We start from the raw sequence: 18,158 nt of genomic DNA, 5'->3' as shown, positions 1-18,158 counted from the left end.
CCAGTAGGGCGCGAGGAAGGCGCGGAACGATGAGTGACATCGCGGGGGAGTTGGCGCGCGTGACGAGCGCCTTCGACCAACCGACGCTGACCCTGTTGCACCAGCGGCAGGCGCCGGTGGTGATCACCGTCTTCCGGGCTGCGTTCGGGCGCGACAACAAGCCGATCCCGACCGCGCGGCTGCACACCCAGGTGGAGGACCACTTCGCCTCGATGCGCCAGGCCGGCGAGGTCGACCTGCCCGGCGGGTCGGGTCGCGAGGTCTGCCAGCGCTGGATGCGCGGGCAGTGGCTGGTGCGGGCGCTGGACGAGCGGGGTCGCGAGGTCTACTCGCTCACCTCGCACGCCCAGCAGGCCCTGGAGCTGGTCAAGAACCTGGCCCGTGACCGCGCCACCCTGAGCGAGCACCGGATCACCACCATCCTCGGCACCGTGCGCCGGTTCAACTCCGAGGCGCACCCCGACCGCAGTGCCCGGGTCACCATCCTCAACGAGGAGATCGCCCGGATGACGGCCGAGCGCGACCGGCTGGTGGACGGCGCCGACCTGGTCAGCGCCACCGAGGACTACATGGCCGAGGGGTTCACCGAGCTGCTCTCGCTGATCTCCGCGCTGCCGAGCGACTTCGCCCGGGTCGAGGAGCGGTTCGCGCAGATCCGCGGCGAGATCCTGGCCGCCTTCCGGGGCGAGGACCGCCCGGCGGGCGAGGTGATCGACGACTACCTGGCACGTGCCGACGCGCTGATGACCGCCACCCAGGAGGGGCGCGCCTTCGAGGGTGCCTTCGCCCTGCTCCGCGACGACGGCCTGGTCACCCAGCTGCGCGAGGACCTCGGCGATCTGCTCGAGCACCCGCTGTCGGACGCGATCCTCGCCGACGCCGAGCGCACCGAGCTGCGCGGCACGGTGAAGCTGGTCCGCGAGGGTCTGGACCGGGTGCTCACCCAGCGCTCGCGGGTCACGGCGACGCTCAAGGAGTACATCATCTCCCACGACGCGGCGCGTGACCGCGAGCTGGAGCAGACCCTGCGGGGCGTGGAGTCCGAGCTGATGACCTGGCTGGCCGGCACCGGCCCCCGCGCCACCCACGACGTGCCGTTGCTGCCGGCTCGCACCGCGATCGACCACCTGCGCGAGCGCTTCTACGACCCGGCCGACGACATCCTGCCCGAGCCGCTGCACCGACCCTCCGACGACGACGCCCCCGAGGTGTCGCTGACCGCGCTGATGGCCCAGGGCGGTCCGCAGCTGACCCAGCTGCGCCGGCACTTCGACGCCGCGCTGAGCGGTCAGCGCCCGGCCGACACCCTGGGCCGGATCTTCGACGAGCTGGCGCCGGTGCTGCGCCGCCCGGTGGAGATCTTCGGCCTGTTGCACCTGGCCGCCGAGCATGGCCTCAGCGCCGAGGACGGCGCCGTGTTCGAGCAGTACGCCGCGCTGCGCACCGATGGCACCCGGCGGGTCTTCAACGTGCCCACGGTGGCCCTGCCCGACGCCGATCTCGGCGTCACCGACACCCCGACGAAGAGCGAGTCTCCCGCATGATCGACGACCACATCGCGCAGCACGGTGCAGCCGAGGACGCCGTCGAGCCGGAGGCGATCGAGGAGCGGGCCAGCGAGCACGAGGCGGACGAGCGGGCCGACGACGACTCCGCGGTCCTCGACGACGACCTGGTCGGCTCCGACCTCGCCTCGGTCTCGCTCTTCGAGGGTGATGAGGGCGAGCTCGCCTTCGCCGAGCGGCAGGTGCTGGTCACCCTGCTCAAGCAGCGCTTCATCAGCGCCCGCACGCACCCCCGCGAGTGGCGCGTGCTCAGCGAGCACGAGCGGCTGCTCCGCTCCCGGCTCAACGACCTCTTCCTCGAGCTGCAGATCGACCGCGACCGCGAGGTCGCCTGGAAGCGACAGGCCGTCTCCGAGACCGCCAGCCGGTTCCCGACCCTGCTCCACGACACCGCCTGGTCGCGCGAGGAGACGCTGGTGCTGATCCACCTGCGTGACCGGCTCCGTGCCGGACAGGCCGGGGGAGAGAGCAAGGTGTTCGTCGACCGCGACGACATCCTCGACTACATCGAGAGCTTCCGCCCGGCGCACGCCACCGACGTCGCCGGCGATGCCAAGCGGGCGCGCAACGCGGTGCTGGCGGTGGCCAAGGCCGGGCTGCTGATCGCCACCGCGGCCGACGAGCGCTACGAGATCAGCGAGGCCGTGGAGCCCCTGCTCCCGCTCGAGCTGCTGAAGGAGCTGCTGGCCACGCTGCACCGCGCCAACACCGCGCCGGTGCCCACCCAGCTGCGCACCCGCGACCTCTTCGGCGAGGAGTGGGATGACGACGGCGCCGCCCAGGCCGTGAACGAGGACGAGGACCAGGCATGAGCAGCATCGACGTCGAGCCCACCGAGCTCTCCGCGGAGAACAGCGGCGAGGGCCTCTTCGACCGCGAGGTGGTGGCCAACCCCAGCGACGACACCATGCAGTGGCGGGCGACCCTGTTGCAGGTGGTCAACTGGGGCGGCTTCAGCGGCCTGACCCGGGTGCCGCTCGGCGGCGACGCGACGATGATCTCCGGCTCCTCGGGTGCCGGCAAGAGCACCGTGCTGGACGCCTACACCGCCCTGATGATGCCCTCGGACACCAAGTTCAACGGCGCCTCCAACGACGCGGTGGCGGGTCGCGCCCGCAGCGCCGGTCAGCGCAACCTGCTCTCCTATCTGCGCGGCGCCGTCGACGTGGTGGACGACCCGCGCACCGGGCGTCCGGTGGAGAAGCTGCTGCGCGGCAAGGGCAGCGACACCTGGGGCGCGGTCGCGATGACCTTCGTCAACGACCAGGGCGGGCAGTTCACCGCGCTGCGCACCTACTACGTGCCGCGGCGCGCCACCCGCTCCAGCGAGGTGCTGATGCAGTTGGCGACGCTGGACGCCCCGCTCGCGCTGGAGCAGGTCGAGCTCTGCGTGCCGGAGCGCTTCCATGCCAACGCCCTCAAGAAGCTCTTCCCGGGCCTGCGGGTGCACCGCACCTATGCCGAGTTCGCCGCCGTCCTGCACGCCCGGCTCGGCATCGGCGCGAACAGCGACGGCGCCAAGGCGCTGCGGCTGCTGGCCCGGATCCAGGCCGGCAACCAGGTGCGCAGCGTCGACGAGCTCTACAAGGAGATGGTCCTCGAGCGGCCGGCCACCTATGCCGCGGCCGACCGCGCGGTGGAGCACTTCGACGACCTGGACGCCGCCTACTCGGCGATGCGCACCGAGGAGCGCAAGCTCGAGCTCCTGGAGCCGATCACCGAGCTGCACGAGCGCAAGGTCTCCGCCCGCCACCGGCGCGCGGAGCTGGACGCCTTCGGCGTCACCCTGCAGGGTGAGACGCCGCTGCGGCTGTGGCTCTACCGCACCCACCTGCGGCTGCTGGAGACGGCGCTGGCCGAGAACCGCCGCGACCGTGGCCGGACCAGCGACGAGCTCAACGCCTGCATCGCCGCCGAGCGCTCGTTGGGCGGCGACCTGGAGGCCGCCAAGGAGGCGCACCGCGCCGCGGGTGGCGCCACCCTGGAGGCGCTGGGCGGCTCACTGGAGAGCGAGCGGGTGCTGCGTGGCGAGCGCGCTGCGCGGCGCGCCGACGTCTCGGAGCGGATGCTGCCGTTGCTGGAGGTGAGCGAGGGCCAGGAGTCGATGCTGGAGGCGGCGTTCGACTCCGCCGGCGACTTCGCGACCCTGCAGCAGGAGGCGAAGCGCTGGCTGGCGGACCTGCCCGCCGAGCAGCAGCGACTCAAGGAGGCCCGCGACTCGGTGCGCGACCGGCTCTACCCGGTCAAGGAGCGCCAGGCGGAGGTGGCGCGCGAGCGCGTCTCGCTGGAGAGCCGGGCCGGCCGGGTGCCGGCGCGGATGCACGAGATGCGCGACGAGGTCGCCAAGGCCAGCGGCCTCAGCGTCGACGAGCTGCCGTTCGTGGCCGAGCTGATCGACGTCCACCCGGCACAGGGCCGCTGGCGCAACGCGATCGAGACGGTGCTCGGCGGCGCCGCACGGCTGATGCTGGTGCCGCATGAGCGCCTCGACGACTTCTCCGCAGCGATCGACGGACTGCGCCTGCGTGGCCGGCTGACCTTCGAGGGGGCCACCCTCGACCTCCCCGACGAGGAGCCCGAGGACGCCGACCACGTGGCCGGCAAGCTGGTCTACAAGGAGTCGCCGTTCTCCGGCTGGGTGCAGACGCTGGTGCGCGACCCGCAGCGCAACGCGCTCTGCGTGGAGGACGCCGCCTCGCTGGCCGGCGAGGGCTTCCGGGTGACCCTGGCCGGACAGACCCGGCTCGGCAGCCGCGGCACCCACGGACGCAACGACGCCCGCAACATCATCGGCTTCTCCAACGAGGAGGCGATCGCGGAGACCGAGGCCGAGCTCGACACCATCGAGCGCGAGCTGGAGAAGCTCGACGCCGAGGTCGCCGAGCTGGAGCGCCAGGAGCGGGTGCTGGTCCAGCGCCGCACCGCCTACGACGCCGTGGCCCTGGTCCGCTTCGACGACCTCGACGTGGCCGGCAGCGATCGCCGCATCGCCGAGCTGGAGCAGCGCCGCGACGAGATCCTGACCGCCGACGACGCGCTCGGGGTGCTGGAGGCGCAGATCGTCGAGCTGACCACCCGTCTGGACGAGACCCGCAAGCAGCACTACGGCCTGGAGGCGCGGCAGCGCGAGCTGAACGCCGCGCACGGTGAGCTCGTCGACGCCGAGGACCTGGTCAAGGACCGGCTCGAGACGGTCTCCCGCGACGGCCGTCTGGCGATCACCGACGAGCAGAGCCTGGCGCTGGCCGCCGAGTTCGCCGCCGCTGTGGCGCCCGGCGACCCCGACGAGCTGGAGCGGTTCAGCGAGAACTCCCAGCGGCTCGCCCAGCGGCTGCACAGCGCCGTCGACGAGGCGGGGCAGGAGATCCGCCGGGTCGACGAGGAGCTGGCCGGCATCTTCCGGCTGTACAAGATGCAGTGGGACTCGCCGAACCTCGGCTCGAGCGCCGACTCGTTCCCCGACTTCGCCCGGATCCTCGACGAGATCCGCGGCACCGGTCTGGCGCAGCGCCGCTCCGAGTGGCGCCGGCGGCTGACCGAGTGGAGCGGACAGGACCTGGTGCCGCTGGTCGGCGCGATGGCCTCCTCGGTGGAGGAGATCGAGGACAGGCTCGAGCCGATCAACAACATCCTGCGCCGGATCGAGTTCGGCGCCGAGGGCGACCGGCTGCGGATCCGGCTGCGCCGGCTCGCGCCGGCGCACGTGCAGGTCTTCATGCGCGAGCTGCGGGTGCTCTCCGCGGAGACCCCGAGAGACCTGGACGAGGCCGGCCTGGAGCGTCGCTTCAAGGACCTCGGCAAGTTCATGGACCAGCTGCGCCGGCCCTCGCAGAGCACCGAGGGCACCTCGGAGCGGGACCGGCTGCTCGATGTGCGCCGCCACGTCGAGATCAGCGCGGAGCGCTACGACAGCACCTCCGGCGAGGTCCGCGCCACCTACCGCACGCTCGGCGAGAAGAGCGGTGGCGAGAGCCAGGAGCTGGTCGCCTTCATCGTCGGCTCGGCGCTGCGCTTCCGGCTCGGAGACGAGATGCGCTCGCGACCCCGGTTCGCACCGGTCTTCCTCGACGAGGGCTTCGTGAAGGCGGACTCCGAGTTCGCCGGCCGCGCGGTGCAGGCTTGGAAGGGCCTCGGGTTCCAGCTGATCATCGGCGTCCCGCTGGACAAGGTGACCGGTCTGGAGCCGCACATGGACGAGCTGCTCGCGATCACCAAGAACGCGACCACGCACCAGTCCTGGATCACCCCGATCCGGGCCTCGGCCTAGCTCGCGCCGGTGTAGTCCCGGGCCTTGCGCAGCAGGGCCGAGATCAGGTCGCGCACCGGCTCGGGCGGACGCACGCCCTGGCGCTGGCAGGCGATCAGGGTGACCGTGGGCGGATCGCCGTCCAGCGGGCGGTAGGTGATCGCTCCCGCCCGTGCCAACGGGTGCCCGACGACGGTGAAGTCCGGCAACAGGGTCAGGCCCAGGCCCTCGGCCACGAGTGAGGTGCCGAGCTCGGCACCGTCCGCGGTGTAGACGCTGCGCGGCAGCCGGCCGTCGAACCAACGGTGCGCGAAGCGGTGCATCAGGTAGCCGGGCCGCATGGCGATGAAGGGCGCGGAGCCGACCTGCGCCGGCGAGAGCCTGGGGTGCTCCGCCAGCGGATGGTCGTGGGGGAGCACCGCCACCGGCTCGCCGTGGATCAGGTCGATCCGGTCGATGTCGCTGGGCGGGTCGTCGCCCTCCAGCACGTTGACCAGGCCGAGGTCCAGCGCACCCACGCTGAGCTCGTGGAAGATCTCGGTCTGCTGCATGTTGCGGATCTCGACGTTCACCTCCGGGAACCGGGCGCGGTAGGCGCGCAGCGCCGGGGTGAGCAGGGTCGCGTTGGCTGCCTGGACCGTGCCGATGTGCACGTTGCGGGTCGCCACGAACTCCTCGCTCGCGGCCGCGCGCAGCCGGCGCACCGCCTCGGTGGCGTCGTTCATGTGGGTCAGCAGCTCGCGCCCGCGACGGCTGATCCGGGCTCCGGTGCGATGCCGGTCGAGCAGGGCGACACCCAGCTCACGCTCCAGCCTGCTGATCGACTCCGACAGGGCGGGCTGGGAGATGTGCAGGTGCTCGCTGGCGCGCCGCAAGGAGCCGAACCGGGTGATCGCCTCGATGTACTCCAGCTGCTGGATCCGCATCTGTGACCTGCCTCTCGGTGATAGGGAAACGCGATTGCGCCGTCGTGAGAGCCGTCGTGGATCTGAACGGCTTCACCTTGCAGAACGCTTAGTAATAGTAGTTCACTAGACATTCAACTATTGGAAGGAGGGCGACTCCATGACGGCGGATCTGCTGACCCCTGCGTCCCCGACGAGCCCGCTCGTGAGCTCCGGCGCCGAAGCGCCGAGCCCGGATCGCGCCGGGCAGCGGAGCCGGTCCGGTGACCACGCGCTGCGCGTGCTGCGCTGGCTGAGCCCGGTCTTCGTGCTCGGCGCCTGGCAACTCGCCTCGACCCTCGGCCTGCTCTCGGCGGAGACTCTCCCCTCGCCGCGCGAGCTGTGGGACACCGCGACCTACCTCTGGGAGACCCAGCAGCTCCAGGAGGCGCTTCAGGTCTCCATCCGGCGCGCCACCCTCGGCTTCCTGATCGGCGCCGCGATCGCGGTGCTCCTGGGCACGATCGTCGGCCTCAGCCGTCTCGGCGACGCCCTGATCGACCCGCTCGTGCAGATGCTGCGCGTGCTCCCGCTCTTCGGTCTGGTGCCGCTGTTCATCATCTGGTTCGGCATCAAGGAGGAGCCCAAGATCTACCTGGTCGCGCTCTTCGCGCTGGTGCCGCTCTACCTGAACCTGGTGGCGGCGCTGCAGGGCGTCGACCGTGACCTGCGCGAGGTCGCAGCGTCGCTGCGCCTGACCTGGTGGGAGCGGCTGCGCCACCTCTACGCTCCTGCGGTGCTGCCCGGCTTCCTGGTCGGACTGCGCCAGTCCCTCGGCTCGGCGCTGATCGCGCTCGTGGTGGCTGAGCAGGTCAACGCCGGTGCCGGGCTGGGCTACCTGATCAACAACGCCCGCGACATCCTGCGCACCGACATCATCGTCGTCGCCCTGCTCTGCTACGCGATCCTCGGGCTGCTCACCGACGCGGTGGTCCGCAGCCTGGAGCGCTGGGCGGTCCGCTGGCGCGATGAGGGGGTGCGCTGATGAGTGACGTCGTCGCCTCGGTCCACGACCTGCACCGCACCTTCGCCGACAACCACGTCCTGCGCGGCGTCGACCTGGAGATCCGCACCGGGGAGTTCGTCGCCCTGCTGGGACGCAGCGGTTGTGGCAAGTCCACGCTGCTGCGGATCATGGCCGGCCTGGACACAGGGGCCCTGGGCCAGGTGCAGGGCGGGAGGGAGCCGGCCGTGGTCTTCCAGGACCCGCGGCTCTTCCCGTGGCGCCGGGTCCTCGACAACGTGCTGCTCGGCCTGCGCGGGCGTGACCGGGCGGAGCGGGCGCGCACGGTGCTCGGCGAGGTCGGCCTCGGCGATCGCACCGACGCCTGGCCGCGTCAGCTCTCCGGCGGTCAGCGGCAACGCGTCGCGCTTGCCCGGGCGCTGGTACGCGAGCCCGATCTGCTCCTGCTGGACGAGCCGTTCAGCGCGCTCGACGCGCTGACCCGGATCTCGGCCCAGGAGCTCGTCCAGCGCCTCGTCGAGGCGCACCGGCCCGCGGTCCTGATGGTCACCCACGACGTCGAGGAGGCCCTCCTGCTCGCCGACCGGGTGCTGGTCATGGAGCAGGGCCGGATCATCCATGACGAGCGTCTCGAGCTGCCGCGGCCCCGGCGTCGCGACCATCCGGAGATCGTCCGCCGTCGCGTCGCCCTCCTGGGCCTGCTCGGCGTGCACCAGGACAGCTCGGTGTCCGCATGAAGCACCATCCGTCCGCAACCCCGTCCCACAGGAAGACTCAGATGACCACCACCGCATCGCACGCCAACCACTCCGACTCCCCGCGTTCGGGCCCGGGCAGCGGCCGCCGCCCCCGCGGGCGTCTCCTCGGCGCGCTGGTCGCAGCCTCGCTGGCACTCGCCGGGCTGAGCGCCTGCAGCTCGGAGGCCGACTCGAGTGGGAAGCCGGTGCTGCGCGTCGGCGTTCAGAAGGACGGCGTGCGCGCGGTGCTGCAGGAGGCCGGGCTCCTGGAGGACCTGCCGTACGAGATCGAGTGGGCCGAGTTCACCGCCGGCCCCCCGATCGTGGAGGCCGCGGCCGCCGACCAGATCGACGTCGCCTGGGTGGGCTCCGCCCCGCCGATCTTCGGAGCGGCCGCAGGCGCCGACTTCAAGGTCGTCGCCCAGGTCCAGGAGCGCGACAACCAGGAGAACTCGATCCTGGTCCCCGCCGACTCCGACATCCAGAGCGTCGCCGACCTGAAGGGCAAGGAGATCGCCGTCGGCAAGGGCACCTCCGCCCATGGCCTGCTGCTCGGAGCGCTGACTCGCAACGGATTGACCCTGGACGACGTCAAGGCCAACTACCTCGCGCCCGCGGACGGGCTCGCGGCCTTCACCTCCGGCGACGTCGACGCCTGGGTGGTGTGGGACCCGTTCGTCACCCAGGTGATCGAGCAGAGCGGCGCCCGTGAGATCACCGGCGGAGCCCCGGACGAGCAGGGCGTGCAGTTCGAGATCGCCTCGGCGAAGTCGCTCGACGACGCCACCAAGCGCGAGCACATCGAGCACTTCGTCGGCCTGCTGCAGGAGGCCTGGGTCTGGGCGATCGACAACAGCGACGCCTGGGGTGACGGCTGGGCGGCGGAGTCCGGTCTGCCCGCCGAGGTGACCCGAGCGGTGGCGAAGAAGAAGGCCGCCGACTTCGGTCCGGTGACCGAGGAGACGATCGCGGCGCAGCAGGCGCTGGCGGACGCGTTCCTCGAAGCCGGCGAGCTGCCGCAGGCGATCGACTTCGCCTCGATCGTCGAGCAGGGACTGATCAAGTAGCGGGCGGGCGGGCTTCGGCCGCGTGGCTAGGGTGGAGGACATGAACCTGACTCATGCTCCGCTCCGTGTTGCCACCGGCGCCTACATCCTGAACTCAGGGATCACCAAGCTCGGTGCCGACGCCGCGACGGCCGAACAGCTGCACGGCTTCGCCTCGACCGCCTATCCGTTCCTCAGCGGCCAGCAGCCCGCCTCGTTCACCAAGAAGGTGGCGATCGCGGAGATCGCCGTGGGCAGCGCACTGCTCACCCCCAAGGTTCCCTCCGCGGTGGCCGGCCTGGCCCTGGCCGGCTTCGGCGCGGGCCTGCTCGGCCTCTATGCGCGGGTGCCCGGGCTGCGCCAGCCGGGCAGCATCCGGCCGAGCGAGGCCGGCGTGCCGATCGCCAAGGACGTCTGGCTGGTCGGCGCCGGTGCCACGTTGAGCCTGCAGGGCTTCTTCAACGGCGCGCGTCGTGCCGGTCGCCGGACCGCCGCCAAGATCGGCTCGGCGAAGGACGCCGCCGTCGACGCGCTGCCGATCGGGCACTGACGCCGGTCACTGCCGGCGTGCCGGACTGACCGGCATGCCGTGCAGCGGCGGCTCGGCGACCCGCACCACGCCGACCACCTGGGCCGCGGACTCCAGCCAGATCGATCCGTGGTCGCTGCGCACGGCGAGCCGACCCACCTCGTGGGAGAGCTCGCCGGCCCGCAGCATGCCGCCGTGCCGGGCCAGCACCACGTCCCCTCGTTGGGGCGTGCGGTTGACGTCGATCAGCAGCTCGGTGCCGGCCGGCCAACCGCGGGAGGTGAACTCGCTGCCCTCCACCCGGTACCAGGCCAGCGGCTCCGGGCCGGGGACGGCGGCCTCGGTGGCCGGACCCGTGACGGGACGGGCGCGCTCCTGGGGGAGATCGAAGGGCAGGCCGACGTCGTCGGGCGCGGCCCGGGGTGCCGAACGCATGTTCGAACTCTAGCGGGTGCTCAGGTGGGTGCAAGCACAGATCGGCGGGGGAGCCGCCGACTGGGCTCCTCGTCCTGCACCGAGAGGTCGGGGCGCAGGGACTCGCGGCCGTCGAAGACGAAGCAGTCGCCGTCGTAGTGGATGCCGCCGACCTCCTCGAAGTACTTGAGGATGCCGCCCTCGAGCTGGAGCACGTTGGTCAGCCCGAGGTCGTGCATGTAGATCGCCGCCTTCTCGCAGCGGATCCCGCCGGTGCAGAAGCTCACCACGGTGCGTCCCTCGAGCTCGTCCCGGTTGGCCCGTACGGCCTCGGGGAACTCGGTGAACCTCTCGATCCGCCAGTCGATGGCGCCGGCGAAGGTGCCGTAGTCGACCTCGAAGGCGTTGCGGGTGTCGAGCATGACCACCTCGCGACCGTCGTCGTCATGGCCCTGGTCGAGCCAGCGACGGAGCACGGTGGCGCTGACGGCCGGGGCCCGCCCGGCGGCCGGCCGGATGGTCGGGTGGTCCATCCGGATGATCTCGTTCTTGAGCTTGATCAGCATCTTGCGGAACGGCTGCTCGTCCGACCAGCTCTCCTTGGCCTCGAGCGTGGCGAAGCCCGGCTCGGCGCGGACGGCGTCGAGGAAGCCGCGCAGCAGGCCGGCCTGCCCGGCGAGGAACATGTTGATCCCCTCGGGGGCCAGCAGGATGGTGCCCTTGAGCCCTGCCGCCTCGGTCAGCGCGCGCAGGTGAGCGCGCAGCGCCTCGCGGTCATCGATCGGCGTGAAGAGGTAGGCCGAGATGTTGAGCACGGATTCCACGGCCAGGAGTCTAGTGATCCGTGCCCATGCTGCCGGTGTCGAGGTAGCGCTGGTGCCAGCTGAGCGCCTCGTCGAGCAGGTGCGGGGTGTGCCGGGCGTCGGGACGCTGGGCCCAGGCGCGCTCGGTGTAGTCGAGGAGCGCGGGGCGGAAGCGCGGATCGGCGCATTGCTCGATGATCCGGACGGCGCGGGCGCGCGGGGAGAGCCCGCGCAGGTCGGCCAGGCCGTGCTCGGTGACGATCACGTGCACATCGTGCTCGGTGTGGTCGACGTGGCTGACCATCGGCACGATCGCCGAGATCGCGCCGTTCTTGGCCGTCGAGGGGGTGAGGAAGAAGTTGAGGAAGGCGTTGCGGGCGAAGTCGCCGCTGCCGCCGATGCCGTTCATGATCGCGCTGCCCATCACGTGCGTGGAGTTCACGTTGCCGTAGATGTCGGCCTCGAGCAGGCCGTTCATCGCGATCACGCCGAGCCGGCGGACCAGTTCGGGATGGTTGGAGATCTCCTCGCTGCGCAACAGGATCCGGCCCTTGTAGGCCGAGATGTTCTCCATGAATCGGGCCACGCCGACGTCGGAGAGGCCGAAGGAGGTCGCCGATGCGGCCCGCAGGGTGCCGGAGTCGAGCAGGTCGAGCATGCCGTCCTGGATCACCTCGGTGAAGGCGACCAGGTCGGTGAAGTCGCTGGCGTCGAGCCCGGCCAGCACCGCGTTGGCGACGTTGCCCACGCCGGACTGCAGCGGCAGCAGGTTCTCCGGCATCCGGCCTGCGGCGACCTCGGCGCGCAGGAAGGCGACCACGTGCTCGGCGATCGCGGCCGAGGTGGCGTCGGGTGCCGAGAAGGGGGAGTTGCGGTCGGCCCGGTCGGTCTCCACCACGGCGACCACCTTGGCCGGGTCGACGCGCAGGTAGGGCTCGCCGATCCGCTGCATGGGCTCGGTGAGCTCCAGGGGACGACGGTGCGGCGGCAGCGCGGTGCCGTAGTAGACGTCGTGGAAGCCCTCGAACTCACGCGGCTGCCAGTGGTTGACCTCGAGGATCACGCGGTCGGCCTGCTCGAGCCAGGTCTTGTTGTTGCCCACCGAGCTGCTCGGCACCAGGAGGCCGCCGGGAAGGATCGCGGTCACCTCCACCACGGCGACGTCGAGCCGTCCGTAGAAGCCGAACCACATGTGCTGCGCGGAGTGGCTCAGGTGGGCGTCGATGTAGTCGACCTCGCCGGAGTTGATCAGCGCGCGCATCGTCGGGTCGGAGTTGTAGGGGAGCCGGGTCCCGACGCCGTGGGCCCGTGCCAGCACGCCGTCGGCGTCCGGGGCGGTGGAGGCACCGGTCCAGAGCCCGATCCGGAACTCCTCGCCACGCTCGTGGGCGGCGGTCATCCGGTCGTGCAGGGCGGTCGGCACCGCCTTCGGGTAGCCGGCGCCGGTGAATCCGCTGATGCCCACGTTGTCGCCGTTCTCGATCAGTGCCGCCGCAGCGTCGGCCGGCATCACCCGAGTGCGCAGGGTCGGGCAGCTGATCCTGGAAGACATGCCTTCCATTGAACCTCCGGGCGCGCCGGGAGCGTCAATGGGCCCCGGGAGCGCGCGCTTCGGCTGTGGGCTTGCTCACCGACGCGGCGTGCTGCCTCCGGACCTCAGATGGACTCGACCTGGACCGCGTGTCCTGCCAGGAGCGTCGCGAGGTCGGGAGCGTCCGAGGTGAGCACGATCGTCGGTCGCGGCAGATCGATCGCCGTGGCGGCGACGATGGCGTTCACCGTCAGATCCCGTGGCTTGCGGCGCCGGGAGGCGGCACGGGCTCGCAGCGCACCGGCCCGGTAGCCGATGGACTCGTCCACCTGCACCAGGCGCACCGCCTTCGCAGTCCGTCTCAGGTTGGCATTCGCAGCCGTGCCGCGGGCGACCTCTGCCAACGTGGCCGTCGAGGCGTACAGGATCGAACTGCTTCGCAGCGCCACTTCGGCCCAGGCTTGCATCCGACGCTCGCCTGCAGCAAGGGCCGAGAGCCCTTCAGCGTCGAGCAGGATCGCGTGCGGGCGGACGTTCATCCGCTCATGCGCTCCATGATCGCCGCAACGTCGTCCTCGTCGACCGGCCCATGCTTGGCCTCCATCTGGGCAAGGACATCGTGCAGAGCGTCGCGCTCCAACTGACGGGCGACCGCGTCTGCCACGTACGAGGAGAACCCACGCTTGCCGACCCGGCTGCGTACGCCCTCCGAGGTCTCGGTGGGCATGGTGATGGAGTGCTTCTCGACCCGGCGTGCCTCAGCGCTCATGGCTCTATCCTTCTCCGAGTAGGACTCGGTGGGTCGAGGCTTGCGGCGCCTGGGAGCGTCAGACCTGGTGGCGGCGCAGGAACTCGCTCAGCGGTGCCGGGATCTGGGCGTCGCGGCGGCCCCAGTCGTAGACCAGCACGGTGCGGGTCAGCATGTCGTGCGCCGTGCGGTGCCGCGCGTCCACCAGGACCAGCAGGTAGCCCAAGCCGAGGAGCAGCGAGCTCAGCGGCGCCAGCAGGACCCGGACCAGGGCTGGCATCGGGCGCAACGGCGTACCGTCCGCATGCACGATGCGGAGGCCGACCAGTGCCATCCCCGGGGTGCGGCCGCTGATCGCGGTCGTGCAGACCAGGTAGAGGAAGGTCCAGGTGGCCAGGCCCGCTGCGGCCCACCAGCCGTCGGCGTCGGGCAGCGAGCCCCCGAAGAAGACGTCGGCCATCACCGAGAGCAGCCGGATGCCGAGGGTGTAGCCCAGCAGCGTGATGCCGACGTCGGCCAACGCCGCGAGGGCGCGGGTGCAGGCGCCGGCGTAGCGGCCGGTGACCACCGTGCGCCCGTCCCGCTCCCGTCCCTCCACCCGTGCGACGAGGGCCGCGGGGCCGATCGGCGAGGTGCGGCGCAGCAGTCTGTCGGCCACCCGGCCGAGCAGGGTGTCGACGCCGATCAGCTGCCTACGGGCGGTGTCGAGGCCGCTGCCGGCCAGCTGCCCGGTGGTGTCGGCGACGATCGCCGGGATCCCCGCGCGCAGCACGAGGTCGTTGAGGTCGACGTCCGCCAGCAGGGCGTTGACGTCGACCCGCTCCATCAGTCGGTCCACGTCGATCCGGTCGAGCAGCCGGTCGACGTCGATCCGGTCCAGCAGGTGGTTGACGTCGACCCGGTCCAGCAGCGCGTCGATGTCGACGTGATCGAGGATCGCCTCGGCCGGCACGGCATCGGCGACCCGGCTGGCCACGGCGTCAGCGAGGCGTCCCACCCGGCCGAACTCGCGCCGCTGCTCGGGCGCGCTCACGCGGCACCTGCTGCGTCGGCGATGGGGAGCGGAGCGCGTCGGCGGGGCTCGGTGGTCATGACCGCACCCTAGGCCAGCGGCCTGAGGCATCTGGTCTAGATGTGCGGGACCTGTGAAATGTGCACTTAGTGCAGAAAGCCTAGAGTGGCCGGTGGCTATGCCGTCCGCGTAGCCCCGTCTCGAAGGGTGCCTCATGTACCGCGTTCCCCGTCTGGCCACCGCCGGACTCACCCTCGGCCTCGCGCTCTCCAGCGCCGCCGTCGTCCAGATGGCGGCGCCGAGCGCCGTCGTCGCCGCGCCCGGTGACCCCGGCCAGCGTGCGCTCGCTGCCGTCGCCGCGGACCCTGGCCGGTACGGCCTGACCCCCGACGACGCGTCCCAGCTGCGCGTCTCCTCGGTGGTGCCGTCCGGCGACCTGACCCATGTCTACCTGCAGCAGCAGGTCGACGGCATCGACGTCGCGGAGGCGATCGTCAACGTGGTCCTGCGTGACGACGCGGTGGCGCACACCGCAGGCGACCCCGTGAAGTTCGCAGCGGCGCGGGTGAACGCGGCCGCGCCCACGATCAGTGACGTGGCCGCGGCGCGCTCTGCCGCACGCGCTCTCGGGCTGGAGGCCACCGAGCCGTTCGCGTCGCGCCGCACGGCGCGCGGCGACGACCAGGCCCGTGAGCTCGGCGACGGCGGCATCTCCATCGACCCGATCCCGGCGAACCTGGTCTATCAGCGCACCGAGGGCGGCGGCCTGCGGCTGGCCTGGCAGCTCGCGATCAACCCCGTGGACGGCGCCAACTGGTGGCAGATCCGGATGGATGCCGCTACCGGCAAGGAGCTGGCGCGGGCGGACTGGGTCGCCCACGCCGATGAGTCCTACGAGGTCTACGAGCTGCCCCTCGAGGCGCCGACCTTCGGCGACCGGACGATCGCCGAGGACCCGGCCGACGCCACCGCCTCGCCGTTCGGCTGGCTGGACACCGACGGCGTCGCGGGCGCGGACACCACGCTGACCAGCGGCAACAACGTCCATGCCTATGCGGATCTGAACAACGACAACCTGGTAGACCCGGGAAGTGAGGCGGACGGCGGTGCCGGCCACGAGTTCCACTTCCCGCTGGACCTCACCCAACAGCCGTCGACCTACCGTCCCGCTGCCGTCGCCAACCTCTTCTACGTCAACAACCGGATCCACGACGTCCTGTACGGATACGGGTTCGATGAGGTGGCCGGCAACTTCCAGGCCAACAACTACGGCCGGGGCGGCGAGGGCGGCGACGCGGTACTGGCCGAGGCGCAGGACGGCTCCACCGCCTCGCCGCCGAAGGCGAACAACGCCAACTTCGCCACGCCGCCCGACGGCCAGCAGCCGCGGATGCAGATGTACCTGTGGAACGGAGCGCCGAAGCGCGACGGCGACCTCGACAACGGCGTGATCGCCCACGAGTACGGACACGGCGTCTCCACCCGGCTGACCGGCGGCCCGGCCACCAGCAGCTGTCTGGCGAACCACGAGCAGGCCGGCGAGGGCTGGAGCGACTTCCTCGCCTACATCCTCACCATGCCCAGCGACCAGGAGCCGGTGGACGGCCGGGGCATCGGCACCTACGCCCTCGGCCAGCCGACCAACGGCGTCGGCATCCGCACCCAGCGCTACAGCCGCAACCCGGCCATCAACACGATGAGCTACGACGACATCAAGGTGGCCTTCGACAACGAGGGCGATGTGCTGCCGCACGACGTCGGCGAGGTCTGGGGCCAGATGCTGTGGGAGATGACCTGGAACCTGATCGACGAGCACGGCTACGGCGATCTTGACGCCGGCACCGGCGGCAACAGCCTGGCGCTGCAGCTGGTGCTGGACGGGATGAAGCTGCAGCCGTGCAGCCCCGGCTTCGTGGACGCACGCAACGCCATCCTCACCGCGGACGAGCTCAGCAACGGCGGCGCGAACTCCTGCGCGATCTGGAGCGCCTTCGCCAAGCACGGCCTGGGCTACAGCGCCAGCCAGGGCAGCTCCAGCCTGATCACCGACGGCATCGAGGCCCATGACGTATCGCCGGAGTGCGACGGTCTGGTGGTCAGCGCCGCCACGTCGACGCCGACCGCGACGCCGACCCGCGACCTGGACTACCAGGTGACTCTGGCGAACACCGGCTCGGTCGCGCTGAGCGACGCGAGCGCCACCGCGACCGTTCCCGAGGGCACCAGCTACCTGGACGGCACCTGCGCCGCGGTCTACGACGAGGGCACCCGGGTGGTCTCCTTCACCGTCGGCGCCCTCGCCGCCGGGGCCAGCGCCGAGTGCGCCTTCTCGGTCCGGGTCTCGCCGAGCGCGGTCACCGATCTCGTGCTGGACCAGGGCTTCGACGGCTCGCTCGCGCCGTGGTCGACCGTCACGGATCTGGGGCCCGAGCAGTGGGTGGCCCGCATGACCCGCGACCTGGCGGCTGATGTGGCCTGGGGAACGGGATCGGACCACCAGGCCGACCACAGCGTGATCACCGACGCCTTCACCGTGCGGGCCGGCGACGAGCTCCACTTCGACCAGCAGCTCTCGCTGGAGCGTTGGTACGACGCCAGCGGCGGCGGCGGCGACGACTCTGCGGGTGGCTTCGCCTATGACGGTGCACAGGTGCTGATCTCCGGTGACGGGGGTGCCACCTGGACGAACCTGGTCTCCGAGTTCACCCAGAACGGGCCGGACCTGCGAGCGACCACGGAGACCGACGGCGGCGTGCCGATCAGCCCGGTCGACGGCGAGTGGGTCTTCTCCGGCGACTCGGGTGGTTGGGAGCATGCCGCCGCCGATCTCTCGGCCTGGGCCGGCCAGAGCGTGCAGCTGCGCTTCCGGGTCGCCACCGACGTCTTCACCCGCTCCGAGGGCTGGTGGATCGACGAGGTTCAGGTGGGCCGCCGGGTCCGGCTGGCCTCGCAGGTCACCGGCGTCGCCAACGGCCTGAGCTCGCGCAGCGTCACGGTGAGCACCCCGGTCGCCACCGGTGCCCCCGATGCCCCGACCGCGGTGAAGGCCACGGTGCTGACCAAGACCAGTGCCCGCGTCACCTTCGCCTCGCCCGGCTACGACGGCGACTCGCCCGTCACCGGCTACCGCGTCTCCTGCGCGGCGCCGGGCGGGGTGACCCGGACGGCGTCCGGTGCGATGTCGCCGCTGGTGGTGACCGGGCTCAGCGCGGGCCGGAGCTACGTCTGCACCGTGCAGGCCGAGAACGCGGTTGGTGCCGGTCTGGGCGCTGCCAGCGCGGCGTACGTGCAGGGCGTGAAGCCCGCTGCTCCGAAGGTCACGAAGGTCAAGGCGCTCGGCAAGCGGAAGCTGAAGGTCACCCTGAAGGCAGGGGACAACGGCGGGCTGAGCATCAGCCGCTATGCCGTGACCTGCCGGGCCAAGGGCGGCAAGACCCGTACTGCCGGCGGTGCCCGCCCGACGCTGACCGCCACCAAGGTCACCGCGAAGAAGAAGTACACCTGCCGGGCCCGGGTCACCACCAAGCTCGGCACCAGCCCGTGGAGCGCACCGAGCAAGAAGGTGCGCATCCGCTGAGCGATGCATCGGCCGGGTGCGCGCGCCGAACCCCTTGGTTCC

The 18,158-nt window shown here is 71.4% G+C and carries 15 protein-coding genes; 8 read left to right on the top strand and 7 right to left on the bottom strand.

Translation table 11 applies throughout. The annotated features are described in order from the left end of the window. The first annotated feature begins 29 nt into the window (after window positions 1-29). The 3 genes from ABD151_RS03475 to ABD151_RS03465 are packed head-to-tail and all read left to right on the top strand — an operon-like array spanning window position 30 to window position 5,832. On the top strand, window positions 30-1,544 hold the full coding sequence (locus ABD151_RS03475) for a DUF3375 domain-containing protein (RefSeq protein WP_343991371.1): 1,515 nt from the start codon (window positions 30-32) through the stop codon (window positions 1,542-1,544). Further along, window positions 1,541-2,377 (top strand): DUF4194 domain-containing protein, encoded by an 837-nt coding sequence (locus tag ABD151_RS03470; RefSeq protein ID WP_343991369.1) that lies wholly within the window; start codon window positions 1,541-1,543, stop codon window positions 2,375-2,377. Before ABD151_RS03475 ends, ABD151_RS03470 begins: the two co-directional genes overlap by 4 nt. Further along, complete coding sequence (locus ABD151_RS03465; protein ID WP_343991367.1) at window positions 2,374-5,832, top strand: ATP-binding protein; 3,459 nt, start codon at window positions 2,374-2,376, stop codon at window positions 5,830-5,832. Before ABD151_RS03470 ends, ABD151_RS03465 begins: the two co-directional genes overlap by 4 nt. Here ABD151_RS03465 and ABD151_RS03460 read toward each other — a convergent pair. Next, complete coding sequence (locus ABD151_RS03460; RefSeq protein ID WP_343991365.1) at window positions 5,829-6,737, bottom strand: LysR family transcriptional regulator; 909 nt, start codon at window positions 6,735-6,737, stop codon at window positions 5,829-5,831. The two genes, ABD151_RS03465 and ABD151_RS03460, sit on opposite strands and share 4 nt — an antisense overlap. Window positions 6,738-6,876: 139 nt before the next feature. Between ABD151_RS03460 and ABD151_RS03455 the strand changes: the two genes are divergently transcribed. Genes ABD151_RS03455 through ABD151_RS03440 form a run of 4 tightly spaced genes read left to right on the top strand, consistent with a single transcriptional unit; the run spans window position 6,877 to window position 10,052 of the window. Then, window positions 6,877-7,740: an ABC transporter permease gene (locus tag ABD151_RS03455; RefSeq protein WP_343991363.1), complete on the top strand. Its 864-nt coding sequence runs from the start codon at window positions 6,877-6,879 to the stop codon at window positions 7,738-7,740. Continuing rightward, the gene (locus tag ABD151_RS03450; protein ID WP_343991361.1) at window positions 7,740-8,456 is read left to right on the top strand and encodes an ABC transporter ATP-binding protein; all 717 of its coding nucleotides are present in this window, start codon (window positions 7,740-7,742) and stop codon (window positions 8,454-8,456) included. Before ABD151_RS03455 ends, ABD151_RS03450 begins: the two co-directional genes overlap by 1 nt. 41 nt (window positions 8,457-8,497) lie before the next feature. Then, on the top strand, window positions 8,498-9,523 hold the full coding sequence (locus ABD151_RS03445) for an ABC transporter substrate-binding protein (RefSeq protein ID WP_343991359.1): 1,026 nt from the start codon (window positions 8,498-8,500) through the stop codon (window positions 9,521-9,523). A 40-nt stretch (window positions 9,524-9,563) separates the two neighbouring features. Further along, window positions 9,564-10,052 carry a hypothetical protein gene (locus ABD151_RS03440; RefSeq protein ID WP_343991357.1) on the top strand — a complete coding sequence of 163 codons (489 nt, stop codon included), beginning with the start codon at window positions 9,564-9,566 and terminating at the stop codon, window positions 10,050-10,052. Between the two features lie 6 nt (window positions 10,053-10,058). Here the strand turns inward: ABD151_RS03440 and ABD151_RS03435 are convergent, their stop codons facing one another. The 6 genes from ABD151_RS03435 to ABD151_RS03410 all read right to left on the bottom strand — a co-directional run bounded on the left by ABD151_RS03435 (window position 10,059) and on the right by ABD151_RS03410 (window position 14,560). Further along, window positions 10,059-10,466, bottom strand: coding sequence for a S24/S26 family peptidase (locus tag ABD151_RS03435; RefSeq protein ID WP_343991355.1), 408 nt, complete (start codon window positions 10,464-10,466; stop codon window positions 10,059-10,061). Between the two features lie 20 nt (window positions 10,467-10,486). Beyond that, window positions 10,487-11,269, bottom strand: coding sequence for a sulfurtransferase (locus ABD151_RS03430; protein ID WP_343991353.1), 783 nt, complete (start codon window positions 11,267-11,269; stop codon window positions 10,487-10,489). 10 nt (window positions 11,270-11,279) lie between these two features. Beyond that, window positions 11,280-12,800, bottom strand: a complete 1,521-nt coding sequence (gene scpC, locus ABD151_RS03425; protein WP_343991351.1) for a succinyl-CoA:acetate CoA-transferase ScpC — start codon at window positions 12,798-12,800, stop codon at window positions 11,280-11,282. 104 nt (window positions 12,801-12,904) lie between these two features. Next, window positions 12,905-13,318, bottom strand: a complete 414-nt coding sequence (locus tag ABD151_RS03420) for a hypothetical protein (protein WP_343991349.1) — start codon at window positions 13,316-13,318, stop codon at window positions 12,905-12,907. Beyond that, window positions 13,315-13,548 (bottom strand): hypothetical protein, encoded by a 234-nt coding sequence (locus ABD151_RS03415; protein WP_343991348.1) that lies wholly within the window; start codon window positions 13,546-13,548, stop codon window positions 13,315-13,317. The genes ABD151_RS03420 and ABD151_RS03415 overlap by 4 nt, the downstream gene beginning before the upstream one ends. A gap of 58 nt (window positions 13,549-13,606) precedes the next feature. Continuing rightward, a complete protein-coding gene (locus ABD151_RS03410; RefSeq protein ID WP_343991346.1) occupies window positions 13,607-14,560 on the bottom strand; it encodes an RDD family protein in 954 nt (317 codons plus the stop codon). Window positions 14,561-14,753: 193 nt separating this feature from the next. Between ABD151_RS03410 and ABD151_RS03405 the strand changes: the two genes are divergently transcribed. Continuing rightward, window positions 14,754-18,116, top strand: a complete 3,363-nt coding sequence (locus ABD151_RS03405) for a M36 family metallopeptidase (RefSeq protein ID WP_343991344.1) — start codon at window positions 14,754-14,756, stop codon at window positions 18,114-18,116. Window positions 18,117-18,158: the final 42 nt, after the last annotated feature.

Origin of the sequence: Nocardioides dubius (assembly GCF_039528155.1) — a bacterium.
In the GTDB taxonomy this organism is placed as follows: Bacteria; Actinomycetota; Actinomycetes; order Propionibacteriales; family Nocardioidaceae; genus Nocardioides; species Nocardioides dubius.
The sequence above is the reverse complement of the archived record's forward strand: the minus strand, read 5'-3'. Positions and strand labels throughout refer to the sequence as shown.

Coding starts and splice junctions, on each gene's coding strand:
- ABD151_RS03475 (WP_343991371.1), top strand. CDS start 30: ATGAGTGACATCGCGGGGGAGTTGGCGCGCGTGACGAGCGCCTTCGAC.
- ABD151_RS03470 (WP_343991369.1), top strand. CDS start 1,541: ATGATCGACGACCACATCGCGCAGCACGGTGCAGCCGAGGACGCCGTC.
- ABD151_RS03465 (WP_343991367.1), top strand. CDS start 2,374: ATGAGCAGCATCGACGTCGAGCCCACCGAGCTCTCCGCGGAGAACAGC.
- ABD151_RS03460 (WP_343991365.1), bottom strand. CDS start 6,737: ATGCGGATCCAGCAGCTGGAGTACATCGAGGCGATCACCCGGTTCGGC.
- ABD151_RS03455 (WP_343991363.1), top strand. CDS start 6,877: ATGACGGCGGATCTGCTGACCCCTGCGTCCCCGACGAGCCCGCTCGTG.
- ABD151_RS03450 (WP_343991361.1), top strand. CDS start 7,740: ATGAGTGACGTCGTCGCCTCGGTCCACGACCTGCACCGCACCTTCGCC.
- ABD151_RS03445 (WP_343991359.1), top strand. CDS start 8,498: ATGACCACCACCGCATCGCACGCCAACCACTCCGACTCCCCGCGTTCG.
- ABD151_RS03440 (WP_343991357.1), top strand. CDS start 9,564: ATGAACCTGACTCATGCTCCGCTCCGTGTTGCCACCGGCGCCTACATC.
- ABD151_RS03435 (WP_343991355.1), bottom strand. CDS start 10,466: ATGCGTTCGGCACCCCGGGCCGCGCCCGACGACGTCGGCCTGCCCTTC.
- scpC (WP_343991351.1), bottom strand. CDS start 12,800: ATGTCTTCCAGGATCAGCTGCCCGACCCTGCGCACTCGGGTGATGCCG.
- ABD151_RS03420 (WP_343991349.1), bottom strand. CDS start 13,318: ATGAACGTCCGCCCGCACGCGATCCTGCTCGACGCTGAAGGGCTCTCG.
- ABD151_RS03415 (WP_343991348.1), bottom strand. CDS start 13,548: ATGAGCGCTGAGGCACGCCGGGTCGAGAAGCACTCCATCACCATGCCC.
- ABD151_RS03405 (WP_343991344.1), top strand. CDS start 14,754: ATGTACCGCGTTCCCCGTCTGGCCACCGCCGGACTCACCCTCGGCCTC.